The 16,247-nt window shown below is 68.0% G+C and carries 18 protein-coding genes; 3 read left to right on the top strand and 15 right to left on the bottom strand.

The annotated features are described in order from the left end of the window. Position 1: 1 nt before the first annotated feature. The 15 genes from rpsC to SLINC_RS26855 all read right to left on the bottom strand — a co-directional run bounded on the left by rpsC (position 2) and on the right by SLINC_RS26855 (position 12,270). Positions 2-826, bottom strand: coding sequence for a 30S ribosomal protein S3 (rpsC, locus tag SLINC_RS26925; protein WP_062023386.1), 825 nt, complete (start codon positions 824-826; stop codon positions 2-4). Then, a complete protein-coding gene (gene rplV, locus SLINC_RS26920) occupies positions 826-1,173 on the bottom strand; it encodes a 50S ribosomal protein L22 (protein WP_030619142.1) in 348 nt (115 codons plus the stop codon). Before rplV ends, rpsC begins: the two co-directional genes overlap by 1 nt. Positions 1,174-1,215: 42 nt before the next feature. Beyond that, positions 1,216-1,497 carry a 30S ribosomal protein S19 gene (gene rpsS / locus SLINC_RS26915; RefSeq protein ID WP_057607913.1) on the bottom strand — a complete coding sequence of 94 codons (282 nt, stop codon included), beginning with the start codon at positions 1,495-1,497 and terminating at the stop codon, positions 1,216-1,218. 12 nt (positions 1,498-1,509) lie between these two features. Further along, a complete protein-coding gene (gene rplB / locus SLINC_RS26910) occupies positions 1,510-2,346 on the bottom strand; it encodes a 50S ribosomal protein L2 (protein WP_055614926.1) in 837 nt (278 codons plus the stop codon). Positions 2,347-2,384: 38 nt separating this feature from the next. After that, a complete protein-coding gene (gene rplW / locus SLINC_RS26905) occupies positions 2,385-2,804 on the bottom strand; it encodes a 50S ribosomal protein L23 (protein WP_067437934.1) in 420 nt (139 codons plus the stop codon). Next, positions 2,804-3,460 carry a 50S ribosomal protein L4 gene (rplD, locus tag SLINC_RS26900; RefSeq protein ID WP_067437932.1) on the bottom strand — a complete coding sequence of 219 codons (657 nt, stop codon included), beginning with the start codon at positions 3,458-3,460 and terminating at the stop codon, positions 2,804-2,806. Before rplD ends, rplW begins: the two co-directional genes overlap by 1 nt. 8 nt (positions 3,461-3,468) lie before the next feature. Then, positions 3,469-4,113: a 50S ribosomal protein L3 gene (rplC, locus tag SLINC_RS26895; protein WP_067437930.1), complete on the bottom strand. Its 645-nt coding sequence runs from the start codon at positions 4,111-4,113 to the stop codon at positions 3,469-3,471. Between the two features lie 18 nt (positions 4,114-4,131). Beyond that, on the bottom strand, positions 4,132-4,440 hold the full coding sequence (gene rpsJ, locus SLINC_RS26890) for a 30S ribosomal protein S10 (RefSeq protein ID WP_003948644.1): 309 nt from the start codon (positions 4,438-4,440) through the stop codon (positions 4,132-4,134). Between the two features lie 538 nt (positions 4,441-4,978). Further along, positions 4,979-5,347, bottom strand: coding sequence for a hypothetical protein (locus SLINC_RS26885; RefSeq protein WP_067437928.1), 369 nt, complete (start codon positions 5,345-5,347; stop codon positions 4,979-4,981). Between the two features lie 70 nt (positions 5,348-5,417). Further along, positions 5,418-6,635: an acyltransferase family protein gene (locus SLINC_RS26880; protein WP_079165166.1), complete on the bottom strand. Its 1,218-nt coding sequence runs from the start codon at positions 6,633-6,635 to the stop codon at positions 5,418-5,420. A 306-nt stretch (positions 6,636-6,941) separates the two neighbouring features. Beyond that, positions 6,942-8,135 carry an elongation factor Tu gene (tuf, locus tag SLINC_RS26875; RefSeq protein ID WP_067437927.1) on the bottom strand — a complete coding sequence of 398 codons (1,194 nt, stop codon included), beginning with the start codon at positions 8,133-8,135 and terminating at the stop codon, positions 6,942-6,944. 153 nt (positions 8,136-8,288) lie between these two features. After that, a complete protein-coding gene (gene fusA / locus SLINC_RS26870; protein ID WP_067437925.1) occupies positions 8,289-10,415 on the bottom strand; it encodes an elongation factor G in 2,127 nt (708 codons plus the stop codon). A gap of 39 nt (positions 10,416-10,454) precedes the next feature. Further along, positions 10,455-10,925: a 30S ribosomal protein S7 gene (rpsG, locus tag SLINC_RS26865; RefSeq protein ID WP_003992340.1), complete on the bottom strand. Its 471-nt coding sequence runs from the start codon at positions 10,923-10,925 to the stop codon at positions 10,455-10,457. A 3-nt stretch (positions 10,926-10,928) separates the two neighbouring features. Continuing rightward, positions 10,929-11,300 carry a 30S ribosomal protein S12 gene (rpsL, locus tag SLINC_RS26860; RefSeq protein ID WP_007823146.1) on the bottom strand — a complete coding sequence of 124 codons (372 nt, stop codon included), beginning with the start codon at positions 11,298-11,300 and terminating at the stop codon, positions 10,929-10,931. A gap of 376 nt (positions 11,301-11,676) precedes the next feature. Beyond that, positions 11,677-12,270, bottom strand: coding sequence for a DUF1707 and DUF4190 domain-containing protein (locus tag SLINC_RS26855; RefSeq protein ID WP_375141484.1), 594 nt, complete (start codon positions 12,268-12,270; stop codon positions 11,677-11,679). Between the two features lie 256 nt (positions 12,271-12,526). On the opposite strand from SLINC_RS26855, the gene SLINC_RS26850 reads away from it, so the two are divergent. The 3 genes from SLINC_RS26850 to SLINC_RS26840 all read left to right on the top strand — a co-directional run bounded on the left by SLINC_RS26850 (position 12,527) and on the right by SLINC_RS26840 (position 16,235). Then, complete coding sequence (locus SLINC_RS26850; protein ID WP_067437923.1) at positions 12,527-13,243, top strand: Crp/Fnr family transcriptional regulator; 717 nt, start codon at positions 12,527-12,529, stop codon at positions 13,241-13,243. A gap of 140 nt (positions 13,244-13,383) precedes the next feature. Further along, a complete protein-coding gene (locus SLINC_RS26845; RefSeq protein WP_067437921.1) occupies positions 13,384-14,121 on the top strand; it encodes a hypothetical protein in 738 nt (245 codons plus the stop codon). Beyond that, positions 14,118-16,235, top strand: coding sequence for a hypothetical protein (locus SLINC_RS26840; RefSeq protein WP_067437919.1), 2,118 nt, complete (start codon positions 14,118-14,120; stop codon positions 16,233-16,235). The genes SLINC_RS26845 and SLINC_RS26840 overlap by 4 nt, the downstream gene beginning before the upstream one ends. The last annotated feature ends 12 nt before the right edge of the window (positions 16,236-16,247 follow it).

Below are 16,247 nucleotides of genomic sequence, written 5' to 3'. Positions count from 1 at the left end.
GTCAGGCCTCCGTTCCGGTGCTCTCAGCCGGAGCGGCGGCGGGAGCCTCGGCCTTGGGGGCCTCGGCACCGGCAGCCTGCTGCGGCTTACGACCGCGCCGCTCGCCACCACGGCCACCACGGGCCGGGCGGTCGGCACCGCCACCGCGAGCCGGGCGGTTACCCGCACGGGCGGCAGCGTTCTCAGCGCGGACCTCGGCGATGTTCTTCACATCGCCCTTGTAGATCCAGACCTTCACACCGATGCGGCCGAAGGTCGTCTTGGCCTCGAAGAAGCCGTAGTCCACGTTCGCGCGGAGCGTGTGCAGGGGCACGCGGCCCTCGCGGTAGAACTCCGAGCGGGACATCTCGGCGCCACCGAGGCGGCCACCGCACTGGATCTTGATGCCCTTGGCGCCGGCCTTCATCGCCGACTGCATGCTCTTACGCATGGCGCGACGGAAGGAGACGCGGGAGGAGAGCTGCTCGGCGACGGCCTGGGCAACCAGCTGAGCGTCGGTCTCGGGGTTCTTGACCTCGAGGATGTTCAGCTGGACCTGCTTGCCCGTGAGCTTCTCGAGGTCACCGCGGATGCGGTCGGCCTCGGCGCCACGGCGGCCGATGACGATGCCCGGACGAGCGGTGTGGATGTCCACACGCACACGGTCACGGGTGCGCTCGATCTCCACCTTCGAGATGCCGGCGCGCTCCATGCCGGACGTCATCATCCGACGGATGGCGACGTCTTCCTTGACGTAGTCCTTGTACAGCTTGTCGGCGTACCACCGGGACTTGAAGTCCGTGGTGACACCGAGCCGGAACCCATGCGGGTTAACCTTCTGGCCCATTACCGGGTTCCTTCCTTGCTGCTGACGACCACGGTGATGTGGCTGGTCCGCTTGCGGATCCGGTAGGCGCGGCCCTGGGCACGCGGCCGGAACCGCTTCAGGGTCGGACCCTCGTCGACGTACGCCTCGGAGATGACGAGGCTGTCGGCGTCGGTGTGGTCGTAGTTGTGTGCGGCGTTGGCAATGGCGCTGTCCAGCACCTTGCCGACGGGCACCGAGGCGGCCTGCGGAGCGAATCGCAGGACCGCCTGGGCCTCCGTGGCGTCCATGCCACGGATGAGGTCCACCACGCGGCGGGCCTTCATGGGCGTGACGCGGATGTACCGCGCCTGGGCCCTGGCTTCCATGGTTGTCCCTTTCAGGTTTCTTTGTCTGAATGCGATCCGCTACTAGCGGCGCTTCGACTTCCGGTCGTCCTTGACGTGACCCCGGAAGGTGCGCGTCGGCGAGAACTCGCCGAGCTTGTGGCCGACCATCGACTCGGTGACGAACACCGGGATGTGGGTCTTGCCGTTGTGCACCGCGAGCGTGTGGCCGAGCATGGCCGGCACGATCATGGAGCGACGGGACCAGGTCTTGATGACGTTCTTGGAACCGGCTTCGTTCTGGGCGTCCACCTTCTTGATCAGGTGGTCGTCGACGAAGGGCCCCTTCTTGAGACTGCGCGGCATCTAAACCCGCTCCTAGCGCTTCTTGTTCGTCTTGCGGCGGCGGACGATGTACTTGTTCGAAGCCTTCTTCGGCGAACGAGTACGACCCTCCTTCTGACCCCACGGGGAGACCGGGTGGCGACCACCGGAGGTCTTGCCCTCACCACCACCGTGCGGGTGGTCAACCGGGTTCATCGCCACACCGCGGACGGTCGGGCGAACGCCCAGCCAGCGCTTGCGGCCGGCCTTACCCCAGTTGATGTTGCTCTGCTCGGCGTTGCCGACCTCGCCGACGGTGGCGCGGCAGCGCACGTCGACCAGGCGGATCTCACCGGACGGCATGCGGAGGTGGGCCATCTGGCCCTCCTTCGCGAGCAGCTGCACCGAGGCACCGGCGGAGCGGGCGAACTTGGCGCCGCCACCGGGACGGAGCTCGATCGCGTGGATCGTGGTACCGACCGGGATGTTGCGGAGCGCCAGGTTGTTGCCCGGCTTGATGTCGGCCCCGGGACCGTTCTCGACGCGGTCGCCCTGCGACAGGTTGCGGGGGGCGAGGATGTAGCGCTTCTCGCCGTCCGCGTAGTGCAGCAGCGCGATGCGCGCGGTGCGGTTGGGGTCGTACTCGATGTGCGCGACCTTCGCCGGCACGCCGTCCTTGTCGTGACGACGGAAGTCGATCACGCGGTAGGCGCGCTTGTGGCCACCACCCTGGTGGCGGACGGTCACACGACCGGAGTTGTTACGGCCACCCTTGCTGTGCAGGGGGCGAACCAGCGACTTCTCCGGCGTGGACCGCGTGACCTCGACGAAGTCGGCGACGCTGGAGCCACGGCGGCCCGGCGTAGTCGGCTTGTACTTGCGGATTCCCATTTCTCAGTCCTCGTCCGATATCGGACGATCCGACCCGCTTACGCGGTCGGACCGCCGAAGATGTCGATACGGTCGCCCTCGGCAAGGGTGACGATCGCGCGCTTGCTGTCGGCACGCTTGCCGAAGCCCGTCTTCGTCCGCTTGCGCTTGCCCTGGCGGTTGATCGTGTTGACGCCGGTGACCTTGACCGAGAAGACCGCCTGGACGGCCTGCTTGATCTGGGTCTTGTTGGCGGTCGGGTCCACGACGAACGTGTACTTGCCCTCGTCGAGAAGCGCGTAGCTCTTCTCGGACACGACCGGCTTGAGCAGGATGTCACGGGGGTCCGTGAACGACTTGCTCGCCGGCGTGACGACGGTGTTCTTGCCCTCGGCCTCGTGGCGGCGCGCCTTGGCGACGCGCGCGGCCTTGGCCGCCTTGGCGGCCTTCGAGGCGATGCTCGGGTGACGGGTGGCCATCAGGCTTCGCTCCCTTCGGTGTCGGTGGCCTGCGGGCCGGACACGAAGGACTCGAAAGCGGCCTGGGTGAAGACCACGTCGTCGGAGACGATCACGTCGTACGTGTTCAGCTGGCCCGGCTCCAGGATGTGGACCTGGGGCAGGTTGCGGGCGGAGAGCCACGCGGCCTCGTCGGCGCGGTCGATGACCAGGAGCACGTTCTTGCGCTCCGAGATCTTGCCGAACAGCGTCCTGGCGGCCTTCGTGGAGGGGCTCTCGCCCTCGATCACGCCGGTGACGACGTGAATGCGGTTGTGGCGGGCCCGGTCGGTGAGGGCGTGGCGCAGGGCCGCGGCCTTCATCTTCTTCGGGGTCCGCTGCGAGTAGTCACGCGGCTGCGGGCCGTGGACGACGCCACCGCCGGCGAACTGCGGGGCGCGGGTCGAGCCCTGACGGGCGCGGCCGGTGCCCTTCTGGCGGTACGGCTTCTTGCCGCCACCACGGACTTCACCGCGACGCTTGGTCTTGTGCGTGCCCTGGCGGGCAGCGGCGTTCTGCGCGACGACGACCTGGTGGATCAGCGGGATGCTGATCTTCTCCACGCCGAAGATCTCCGCGGGGAGCTCGACGCTTCCGGTCTTCTCGCCGGCAGGCGAAAGGATGTCAACAGTGCTCATCGGTTACCTCAGGCCCCCTTGGCCGCGGTGCGGACCAGGACGAGGCCGCCGTTCGGACCGGGAACCGCGCCCTTGATGAGCAGCAGACCCTTCTCCGCGTCAACGGCGTGGACGGTCAGGTTCTGGGTGGTGACACGCTCGTTGCCCATACGACCCGCCATGCGGAGGCCCTTGAACACGCGGCCCGGGGTGGCGCAGCCACCGATGGAACCGGGCGAGCGGTGCTTGCGCTGGGTGCCGTGTCCGGCGCCGAGGCCCTTGAAGTTGTGACGCTTCATGACACCGGCGAAGCCCTTGCCCTTGCTCTTGCCGGTCACGTCGACCTTCACGCCGGCCTCGAACACCTCAGCGGTGATCTCCTGGCCGAGCGTGTACTCGGAGGCGTCCGCGGTGCGGATCTCGACGAGGTGGCGACGGGGGGTGACATCGGCCTTGGAGAAGTGGCCCTTGAGGGGCTTGTTCACCTTGCGCGGGTCGATCTCGCCGAAGGCGATCTGGACCGACTCGTAGCCGTCACTGTCGTTCGTACGGACCTGGGTCACGACGTTGGGTCCGGCCTTGACGACGGTGACCGGGACGACGCGGTTGTTCGCGTCCCACACCTGCGTCATGCCGAGCTTCTCGCCCAGGATGCCCTTGATCTGCTTAGTCATCGTTCAGATCACCGGCCCTCAGAGCTTGATCTCGATGTCGACACCGGCCGGGAGGTCGAGTCGCATCAGAGAGTCAACGGTCTTCGGGGTCGGGTCGAGGATGTCGATCAGACGCTTGTGCGTGCGCATCTCGAAGTGCTCGCGCGAGTCCTTGTACTTGTGCGGCGACTTGATGACGCAGTACACGTTCTTCTCAGTGGGCAGCGGCACCGGGCCCGCGACCGACGCACCAGTACGCGTCACCGTCTCGACGATCTTCTTCGCCGAGCTGTCGATGACCTCGTGGTCGTAGGCCTTGAGCCGGATGCGGATCTTCTGTCCCGCCATGGCTACTCAGTAGTCCTTTATCTCGTTTAACGCTCTGGAACCTGGTGTTCCCGCACTCGCCCCTCCGACCCACGCGGTCGGGCGTGTCGCGCTGTCGCTGACACAGATGCCCCTTGTTCGGACATCCCTGCCGGGAAGCACGGCCCTTCCGGAACCGCAAGCCGGGGACGAAAGGCCCACCGGGTGCCTGGCCGGTGCCGCGCTGTCACTTCCCGGAAGATTCCCGTACGTCCGCCCCAGCGCTGCCTTACGGCAGTTAGGGCGACGAGTACTGTGGGACTCGCTTCCGGTCCTCCCGGCGGGAGGCGCGCAGCATCAACACTCGACCGAGCAACCCCGCTAGTCTGCCATACGGGGCACGGGCCTGGCCAATCGAGCCGGAGACAATACCCGCAGGGTGACGTACGTCAAACCCTGACCCCGCCGACATCCGGGCACACGAGGCCGGCGGAACCACCGGAACCGGCCCATTCAGCCCCCTCCGAGCCCACCGCGCCCGGACGGCCACCCACACCCCCGCAGCCCCCGCTGAGCCGCCCTACGGCCACTCGACCAGCACCGCGAAGACGGCGTACGCGAGCGGGACCATGAACGGTGCCGCCGTCGCGAGGCCGATTCGGTGGGTCGAGCTTCCGCGTTCCCATGGCAGGGCCCAGCTCGCGGCCAGAAGGAAGAGGGCGATGCCCAGGCCGCCGAGGAGGACGGGGAAGGCGATGCCGAAGCTGGACTCGAAGCGGTCGGCCCGGGTGCCGTCGCAGGAGTCGCACGCCATCGCGGAGAACCCGCCGACGAGATAGGCGACCAGACACGCGGGGAGCGTGAGCAGGGTCGAGATCAGCGGCGCGGCCCATGCCCCACGCGCACGGTCGTCGAGGGCATCGAGAGCGTCGAGTGTGTTGTCGGACATGGGTCCATCCCAGCGCCTCGAACACACGGCCGCATGAGTGTGCGTACTCAGATGACCAGGCCCTGAGGGCTCAGCCCCCCGCGTTCCGCAACCGCGCGAACGACGTGTCCAGCCCCCGCTTCAGCATGCCCGACACCGGCCGCTCCACCAGCCGGTGCACGCCCCAGCTGAGCACCAGGAACCCGGCGATCACCACCGCGACCAGCAGCCGCGCGTCCATCGTGTCGCGCAGGCGGTTGATCAGAGCCGTACCGGCGACGTAGTGCGTGAGGTAGAGCGGATACGTCAGCGCGCCCGCCGTCACCAGCCACTTCCCCTGCACGCGATCGGCCGCGCCCAGCGCGATCGCCACCATGACCAGCAGGAACACGGTGAAGATCAGCACGCTGCCCCGCCACCCGGAGACATGCTCGACCTCGTCGATCCGCTGTCCCAGCTCCAGCTGTCCCATCAGCCAGGCCATCGCGAGGATGCCCCACAGGAGCAGGTCCTGGCCGAAGCGGTGCATCAGGTACAGCGCCAGGCCCGCGATGAAGTACCAGGCCCCCTCGGGGTTGGCGGCCAGCTCCAGCAGGCGGAAGTCGGAGACGGGGGCCAGCATCGCCGCCGCGCCCCAGACACAGCAGAAGACGACCACCTTGCGGTACGTCAGCCCGGTCGCGACCACGACCAGGAACAGAAGGTAGAAGCGCAGCTCGGACCAGAGGGTCCAGTACACGCCGTCGACGTTGGTCACGCCCGAACCGGACTGGAGCATCGTGAGGTTGAGCAGCACCTCCCGCAGCCGCAGCCGCTCCCAGACCCCCGGTACGGCCACCAGCACGCCCGTGGTGAACAGCACCGCGAACCAGTACGCCGGGTACAGCCGGATCACCCGGGACACGAAGAACTGCCGCGGGGTGCGCCCCCAGCACGACATGCAGATCACGAACCCGCTGATCACGAAGAAGATCTCGACGCCGATCCAACCGTAGGACGCGAAGCGGAACACGGTGGGCATGATCTCGGACACCGGCCGGCCCCAGATCGCGTTGCCCGGCTGGTCGACGCGGTGGGTGCCGGCGTAGTGGTGCACGGCCACCATCAGGGCCGCGGCGAGCCGGATGCCGTCGATGGCGTAGAGCCGCCGGCCCGCCCGTCCGCGGACGACGACACGGCGGCCCCCGGGATCCACCGTCCGGGCGCCCTTCGGCGGCTGCTGCTCGGGCACGGCGAGCGGCGGAAGCGGTTGCTGCAAGCCGCCGACGATCCGCCGCGGAATCGACGTCCTGCTGTCCGCGCCCTGCATCGACACCTGTCCGTTCTCGGAGGTCTTCGGAAGTCCCAAGGGGTTGCCGGGCCGAGGCGGCCACCGGAGGCTCCACGCTACGACCGCCCCAATCGCCCGACAGAGAACAGACAAGAACATTCCCCCCGCCCACGCCCCGGAGTTGCCGCACTCCTCGCCGAGCCGCCCCGCAGAGTTCCCCGACTCTTAACCTGACGGCACGCCGGAGGAACCGGCCCCGGCAACGCCAAAGGGGCCCGTACGACCGAAGTCGTACGGGCCCCTTCTCGGTGCTCGCGCTGGAGCTACCAGGTCAGGTCAACAAGCTTACTTGTTGATCTTGGTGACCTGGCCGGCGCCCACGGTCCGGCCACCCTCACGGATGGCGAACTTCAGGCCCTCTTCCATGGCGACGGGCTGGATGAGCTCCACCTTCATCTCGGTGTTGTCACCCGGCATGACCATCTCGGTGCCCTCGGGGAGGGTCACGACGCCGGTCACGTCCGTCGTACGGAAGTAGAACTGCGGACGGTAGTTGTTGAAGAACGGCGTGTGACGGCCACCCTCGTCCTTGGACAGGATGTACGCCTGCGCCTCGAACTCGGTGTGCGGGGTGACCGAGCCCGGCTTGATGATGACCTGGCCGCGCTCGACGTCCTCGCGCTTGATGCCACGAAGCAGCAGACCGACGTTCTCACCGGCCTGGCCCTCGTCGAGCAGCTTGCGGAACATCTCGATGCCGGTGACCGTGGTGGTGGTCTTGTCCTGCTTGATGCCGATGATGTCAACGGTCTCGTTGACCTTCAGGACACCACGCTCGATACGGCCGGTGACGACCGTACCGCGACCGGTGATCGTGAAGACGTCCTCGACGGGCATGAGGAACGGCTTGTCGACGTCACGCTCGGGGGTCGGGATGGCCTCGTCGACGGCGGACATCAGGTCCAGGACCGACTGGCCCCACTCCTTGTCGCCCTCGAGCGCCTTGAGCGCCGAGACCTTGACGACCGGCAGGTCGTCGCCCGGGAACTCGTACTCGGAGAGGAGCTCACGGACCTCGAGCTCGACGAGCTCCAGGATCTCCTCGTCGTCCACCATGTCGGCCTTGTTCAGGGCGACGACGATGTACGGAACGCCGACCTGGCGGGCCAGGAGCACGTGCTCCTTGGTCTGCGGCATCGGGCCGTCGGTGGCGGCGACCACGAGGATGGCGCCGTCCATCTGCGCCGCACCCGTGATCATGTTCTTGATGTAGTCCGCGTGACCGGGGCAGTCGACGTGGGCGTAGTGACGCGTCTCCGTCTGGTACTCGACGTGCGCGATCGAGATCGTGATACCGCGCTGGCGCTCCTCAGGAGCCTTGTCGATCTGGTCGAAGGCCGAGGCCTCGTTCAGGTCCGGGTACGCGTCGTGCAGCACCTTGGTAATGGCGGCCGTGAGGGTCGTCTTACCGTGGTCGATGTGACCGATGGTGCCGATGTTGACGTGCGGCTTAGTCCGCTCGAACTTCGCCTTCGCCACTGGGGTCCTCCTGGGAGTGGTTCTGGTACGCCTTACTTCATCGGCGCCAGGTGATCTTTGCTGGAATGCCCGGGCCCGGGGCAAACACCCGTGAAACCGGGTGTTTGCCGCTGAGGCTCCGGAGTCAAGCCTAAAGCGTGTGAACGGAGTCCGTTACTCGCCCTTGGCCTTCGCGATGATCTCCTCGGCGACGTTCCGCGGAACCTCGGCGTAGGAGTCGAACTGCATGGAGTAGCTGGCCCGGCCGGACGTCTTGCTGCGCAGGTCGCCGACGTAACCGAACATCTCCGAGAGGGGCACGAGGCCCTTCACGACGCGGGCACCGGCCCGCTCCTCCATGGCCTGGATCTGGCCACGGCGGGAGTTGATGTCACCGATGACCTCACCCATGTAGTCCTCGGGCGTGGTGACCTCGACGGCCATCATCGGCTCAAGGAGCACAGGGCTGGCCTTGCGCGCGGCCTCCTTGAAGGCCTGCGATCCGGCGATCTTGAACGCGAGCTCGGAGGAGTCGACCTCGTGGTAGGCACCGTCGAGAAGCGTGACGCGGACGCCCGTCATCTCGTACCCGGCGAGGATGCCGAACTGCATGGCCTCCTGCGCACCGGCGTCCACCGAAGGGATGTACTCCTTCGGGATACGGCCACCGGTCACCTTGTTCACGAACTCGTACGAGGTGTCGCCGCCCTCAAGGGGCTCGATCGCGATCTGCACCTTGGCGAACTGACCGGTACCACCGGTCTGCTTCTTGTGGGTGTAGTCCACGCGCTCGACGGCCTTGCGGATCGTCTCACGGTACGCGACCTGCGGCTTACCGACATTGGCCTCGACCTTGAACTCACGGCGCATACGGTCGACCAGCACCTCGAGGTGCAGCTCGCCCATACCACCGATAATGGTCTGGCCGGTCTCCTCGTCCGAGTGGACCTGGAAGGAGGGGTCCTCCTCCGCGAGACGCTGGATGGCGACACCCAGCTTCTCCTGGTCACCCTTGGACTTGGGCTCGATGGCGACCTGAATGACCGGCGCCGGGAAGTCCATGGACTCCAGGATGACCGGGTTCTTGTCGTCGCTCAGCGTCTCACCGGTGGTGGTCTGCTTGAGGCCCATCACGGCGACGATGTCGCCGGCGCCCACCGACTCGATCTCCTCACGCTTGTTCGCGTGCATACGGTAGATCTTGCCGATGCGCTCCTTCTTGCCCTTGACGGAGTTCAGCACGGCGGTGCCGGACTCCAGGCGGCCCGAGTAAACCCGGACGAAGGTGAGCTTGCCGAGGTGCGGGTCGCTCATGATCTTGAACGCGAGGGCGGACAGCGGCTCGTCGTCGGACGGCTTGCGCCTGACCACGAGCTCGGGGTCCTTCACGTCGTGGCCCTCGATGGCCTCGACGTCGAGCGGGGTCGGCAGGTAGCGCACGACCGCGTCGAGCAGGGGCTGGACGCCCTTGTTCTTGAACGCGGTGCCACAGAACACCGGGGTGACCGTGATGCCGTCGGACTTGCCGGACGCGATGGTGACACGACGGATCGCGGCGTACAGCTGCTCCTCGGTGGGCTCCTGGCCCTCCAGGAACAGCTCCATGATCTCGTCGTCGTTCTCCGCGACGGTCTCGACCAGCTTGCCGCGGTACTCCTCGGCGGCCTCGACGTGCGTGGCGGGGATGTCGACGACGTCGTACATCTCGCCCTTCGCCGCCTCGGCCGACCACACGAGCGCCTTCATGCGGACCAGGTCCACAACGCCCTTGAAGTCCATCTCGGCACCGATCGGCAGCTGCATGATGATCGGAACGGCACCGAGCCGGTCCTTGATCATGTCCACGCAGCGGTGGAACTCGGCGCCGGTACGGTCCAGCTTGTTCACGAAGCAGATGCGCGGCACGCCGTAACGGTCGGCCTGACGCCACACCGTCTCGGACTGCGGCTCGACACCGGCGACACCGTCGAACACCGTGACGGCACCGTCGAGGACGCGCAGCGAGCGCTCCACCTCGACCGTGAAGTCGACGTGGCCCGGGGTGTCGATGATGTTGATCGTGTAGTCGTTGTCCTCAAGCGGCCAGTGACAGGTGGTGGCAGCAGAGGTGATCGTGATGCCACGCTCCTGCTCCTGCTCCATCCAGTCCATGGTGGCAGCGCCGTCGTGGACCTCACCGATCTTGTAGCTGACGCCGGTGTAGAAGAGGATCCGCTCGGTGGTGGTCGTCTTGCCCGCGTCGATGTGGGCCATGATCCCGATGTTGCGGACCTTGGCCAGGTCAAGTGAAGTGGTAGCCATAAGGCTTTCGTCTTCTCTCGGTCTCGATGTGGGTAGCGACTACCAGCGGTAGTGCGCGAAGGCCTTGTTGGACTCGGCCATCTTGTGGGTGTCCTCGCGCTTCTTCACAGCGGCACCGAGGCCGTTGGACGCGTCGAGAAGCTCGTTGAGCAGACGCTCGGTCATGGTCTTCTCGCGACGGGCGCGGGAGTAACCGACCAGCCAGCGCAGCGCGAGCGTGTTGGCGCGACCGGGCTTGACCTCGATCGGAACCTGGTACGTCGCACCACCGACACGGCGGGACTTGACCTCGAGGGTCGGCTTGATGTTCTCCAGCGCGCGCTTCAGCGTGATGATCGGGTCGTTGCCCGTCTTCTCACGCAGACCCTCCATGGCGCCGTAGACGATGCGCTCGGCGGTGGAGCGCTTGCCGTTGAGCAGCACCTTGTTGATCAGGGAGGTGACAAGAGGAGAACCATAGACCGGGTCGATGATGACCGGGCGCTTCGGGGCGGGGCCCTTACGAGGCATTTTCTACTTCTCCTTCTTGGCGCCGTAGCGGCTGCGGGCCTGCTTGCGGTTCTTCACACCCTGGGTGTCAAGGGAACCGCGGATGATCTTGTAGCGAACACCCGGCAGGTCCTTCACACGGCCACCACGCACGAGCACGATGGAGTGCTCCTGCAGGTTGTGTCCCTCACCCGGAATGTAAGCGGTGACCTCGATCCCGCTGGTCAGACGCACACGCGCGACCTTACGCAGGGCCGAGTTCGGCTTCTTCGGGGTGGTCGTGAACACACGCGTGCAGACGCCGCGGCGCTGGGGGGAACCGTCCAGTGCGGGCGTCTTGTTCTTCTCGACCTTGTCCTGCCGGCCCTTACGGACCAGCTGCTGGATCGTAGGCACTACTTCTCCGGTTTCTGTGTGCCGATAGGTGAAGCTAACCTGGAACATCTCCGACCCACGCGGTCGGGTGTGTCGAACCCGCAGCATCTCGCCGCAAGGCGAAAAGGGCGCAGATTACGGTGGCCGCTCTTGGACCCTTTATGCGGTTCGAAGGCACGCACGAGGGCCAGGGCACACCCCAGGCACAAGGCTTGAGCGTACCTAGCTCATGCGCTGCGGTCAAAACAAATGGACCGCACTCGCATCACCAGGCGGAGCATGTCAAGTCCCAACGCCGTGGTTGATCTTCGATTTCACACCCCGCACACGGTCGCGCAGGGCTTGCCGGGACCGCCTCCCGGGCCGCCCAGAGCATCCTTCCAGCGCCGAGTCTCCCTCATCCGCTCGCGATACCCACCGCCAGCACCAGCGTCAGGACCAGTGCCCAGACCGCCGTGGACAGCCAGCCCAGGACGAGCCCCGTCATGGCCAGCCCGTCGCCGGCCTCCCCGGTCCGCTCGATCTCCGCACGGGCCGCGTGTCCGAGGATCACCGCCGGAATGCCGGTGAACCCGAAGGTCGGCACGCACAGCAGCCCGCACACGGCGGCCCCCACGGCCTTCCCGTTGGTCCGCGGCCGCTGCACGGGCAGGAACGTCCGGGGAACGGGTGGCAGGCCCCCTGGCTGCGGCACAGGCCCGGTGGGCAGGTCCGCGACGAGCAGGGCCAGCTCCCCCACCGTCCGGGCCGCGTAGGCCCGCGCCACGCGCTTGTCGAACTCGGGCTTCTCCAGCCGCCCCTCCCCGTACCCCGCTCTCAGCACGTCCACGGCCCGCTCCCGATCGGCGTGCGAGGCGAGCATGGACGGCGCGGTGTGGGCCTGCTGGGCCTGCCAGGGCTGCGGGACACCCTGCCCCTGCCAGGACGGCGTCCGCGGTACCGGCTGGGACTCGCCCTTGTCCTGCCACGGTTGCCACGACGGTTGCGACACGGAGCACCCCCTGGGAGGTCGAATGCCTCCATGATGCTCCAACGCACCGATACCGGGACAGGTTCCCGCGTCTTTCGGACAGCTCCGACCCGATGAGCACACCCGAGGCCCCGCCTCGCGCACCCCCACAGGCTCCCGAACACGGCGCGTCGGCCACCACGGCCGATTGTCGCCCGTTCCCCGCACGGCCCCTTCAACTACGTTGACTGCTGGCGGGATCGACGGCATACCCACAGGTGAACACGGGGGCGGCGGCATGACCGGGGGACGTACGCGTGCGTGGGACGACGACGGCCTCGACGACGGCGTACCCTTCCTCGCCCGCCTGGAGAAAGCCGACCGCGCCGCTCTTCTCGCCATCGGAAGGCCCCTGCACTACGCGGCGCGCAGCGTGCTCATGCACCAGTCCGAGCCCTCCGCCCATGTGCTGCTCCTGCTCCACGGCTGGACGAAGGTCACCGCCACGGCCGCCAACGGCTACGAGGCCCTCCTGGCCCTGCGCGGCCCCGGCGACATCCTCGGGGAGGGCGCCGCGCTCAGCGGCCGCCACCGTTCGGCGACGGTGACCGCCCTGGAGCCGGTGGACGCGATCGTCATCGACGAGACCCGCTTCACCGCGTTCCTCTCCGGCAACGCCCGCGTGGCCCTGCGTCTGCTCGGCCTGACCACCGACCGCCAGCGCTCCACCGACCGCCGCCGGCTTCAGTGGGCGGCCCTGACGGTCCGCGAGCGGCTGGCCGTCCTGCTGCTCGAACTCGTCCGCACCCATGGCACCCGCACCGACGAGGGCATCGAGCTCACCCTCGGGCTCAGCCAACAGGAGTTCGCCGGCTCCGTCGGCTCCTCCCGCGAAGCGGTCGCCCGGCTCCTGAAGGAGCTGCGGGACAAGCAGGTGGTCGCCACCCGCCGTCGCGGCATCGTCGTCCTGCGCCCGGACATACTCCGCCGCATCATCGGCGAACGCCCCGCCTGACCTTCCCACCACGGTTCTGTGCACACGGTCACAGTTCGTACGTGTCATCGGTCCTCCGCCGCGCCACCCGGCCCCTCCGTCGTGCTGCCCTACGAACACGAGCCACGAAGGCCAGAGGCAGCGACGCAGAGAGGCAGACCATGACCAACCCCGTGCACCGCACGATCCTCCTCTTCGACATCGAGCAGTTCGGCACCCGCGACGACGTCGAACAGGCGTTCCTCAGGCGGCTGCTGTACGACGTCGTCGACGCCACCCTCCTCGACGCCGGCATCGACGAGACCGCACGGCTGACCGCCGACCGCGGCGACTCCGTCATGGCGCTCATCGACGCCCAGGCCTCCGTACCGGCCCTGGTGAAAACCCTTCTGACCGAGACCCCGGCCCTCCTGCACAACAAGAACCGCCTGATCGCGACGAGCGCCCGGATGCGTCTGCGCATCGCGCTCTCCTCCGGCTACGTCGCCATCGACGACAACGGCTGGGTCGGCTCCGACCTCAACCACGCCGTACGCCTCCTCGACTCCGACCCCCTGCGCGACGCCCTCAAGGAACGCACCGACGACAGCGTCCTCTGCGTCTCCGACGCCATCTACCAGGGCGTCGTCCGCCACGGCCCCCTCGGCGTCCGTCCCGACGACTTCCACCGCATCACGGTGGAGACCAAGGAGGGACCGACGGTGGCGTGGCTGCACGGGGAGCCGGGTCCGACCGGCTCCGCCGGATCCCCCGCCGGATCCGTCCCGGCCTCGAACAGCCCCGCCTCCCAGCACAACGACATCCGCATCAACGGCGACCAGTACGGCCAGGCGGGTGGTACGCACCACGGTGACCAGCACTTCGACTTCACCCGTCCCGCGCGGGACGAGCGCCGATGAGCCAGGAGGAAGCGGCGGCCGGCGCGGCGAAACCGGCCGAGGAGCCCGCGCAGGACGGCGAGCAGCAGAAGCAGGACGAGGCCGCCGACGGCCAGTACCAGCAGAGGCAGGAGGCCTGGGCGGCGCGCCGGGACCTGATCGCCCACGCCCCCGACTTCGTCTCCACGCTGGTCAACCGCGACCAGTTCGGCCAGACGGGGGGCACGCACTACGGCGACCAGCACATCCACGTCGGAGGCAGGGCCGAGCCGTCCCGCACGTTGTCCGGGCCGGTCCCGCGGTCGGAGATCGAGGAACTGACCGCGGTCTTCCGGGAGTGTCCCCGTTTCGACGAGGCGCTCACGCGGCTGCGGGACGACCGAGTCGTCGTCCTGTCGGGCGGACGCGAGACGGGCCGCCGGTCCGCCGCCCTGATGATGCTGCGCCGTCTCGGCATCGAGCCGATGCGCTCGATCGTTCCCCACATCCCGTTCTCCGAACTGCCCGACCAGGTGGAGACCTCGGCCGGATACGTCCTGTGCGATCTGACCGTCAGCCGCAACCGTCCGCTGCGCGAGGCCCAACTGCTCGCCCTCCGGGAACACCTCGAGCACACGCGGGCGCACCTGGTGATCACCGTCGAGCCCTCGGCAGCACTGGGTGACGTCCCCTTCGTACGGTGGGAACCTCCGTCGGCCGAGGAGATGCTCCACGCCCATGTCACCCCGTCGACCGGGGAGCCCGCCTGGCCGGACCTGTGCGGGCTGACGGCGGTGAAGGAGTTCCTCACCCGGCATCACCGGCCGGACGAGATCAAGCAGTTCGCCCTGCGGCTCGTCGCACACCACCGCGGCGAGATCGACGAGGAGCGACTCGCCGCCTACGGCGAAACCGCCGTGGCGACCCGTGTGACCCGGTGGCTCACCGAGGAGAAACCCGAGCTTCGGGAGAAGGCGTTCCTCGTCTCCCTCGCCGTGTTCGACAAGGCGCCCTACGCGGTGACCGCCGAACTCGCCGACGGCCTCTTCGTGCGCCTGCACAAGACCCAGGATCCCAACGTCCTGCCCGCCATCCCCGTCTTCGGCAGCTCCCGCGAGGAACGGCTCCGACTCGCTCACGCGCACGGGTACATGACCGCGGAGATCACCGAATGGGGGCCTCTGGAGGGCAAGTTCTGCGCCGCCTTCCGGGACGACCGTACGGCTCCGATGCTGTTGGAGGAGGTGTGGAACCTCCATCCGTCGGCACGCCCCGCCGTCGCGGAGTGGATCCGCAAGCTCGCCGACGACCGCCGTCCTCTGGTCCGCACCCGGGCAGCCTCGGCCGCGGCGCTCCTGGCCAGCGCCGATCTGTCGTCCGCGATGGCCCACCTCATCGAGCCGTGGGCGGACGGCCGTAGCCCTCATACGTGGTTGACCGCGGCCAACGCCCTCACCATGACCCAGCTGCTGAAGGTGCCGACCGTGTCCCGGATCCTTCACGACTGGTGCACCGGTGACGTCGAGAACCGCCGCTGGACCGCCATCCGCGCCTACGGCCTCCTGGGGCCCGTGCACCACGAGGAGACCCTGGCCGCCCTCGTGGACGCCATCCACCGGCACCCGTCCACCGAGGCCGACGAGCAGGACGACGACCACGAGGTTCCGGAGGAGGCCCGGCAACTCGCCGACGCCCTCCAACTCCTGCTCCTGGCCGTACGGGAGCCCGTGCTGGCCGCCCTGGCCGAGCTCCTCCGGTCCGACCGCGCGGTCCGCCCGCACGCTCTGCTCGCCTTCCTCCATGCCTGCGAGCAGATGAAGGACGACGACAGCGACCGTCCGCCCGTCCTCGACTGGTACGGGCGGGCCGCGGCGGCCGACGACACGACAGCCGCGCGGTACCTGATCGTGTTCTGGGACGCGCTGCTGAACGACCGGGCGCACAACACGCAGGCCCTCGGCGTCCTGCGCGGCTGGGTCCACCGGACCGATGAGGACCCGGAGGCCGAGTCGGCCCTCGCCCCGCTGCTCGCCGCACTCGTCACCACGACGACCAACCGCCGGCGGATCAGCCATCTGCTGCACACGCTCAGCAACTCGACAGCAGCTCCCTCGTCCGGCGCCGACCGGCTCCTGAAGCGCCTCTCCCTCGACTGACCCGCTTTCGGA

The sequence above is a fragment of the Streptomyces lincolnensis genome, from assembly GCF_001685355.1.
In the GTDB taxonomy this organism is placed as follows: Bacteria; Actinomycetota; Actinomycetes; order Streptomycetales; family Streptomycetaceae; genus Streptomyces; species Streptomyces lincolnensis.
Note: the sequence above shows the minus strand (reverse complement) of the source record. Positions and strands in the feature narration are given on the sequence as shown.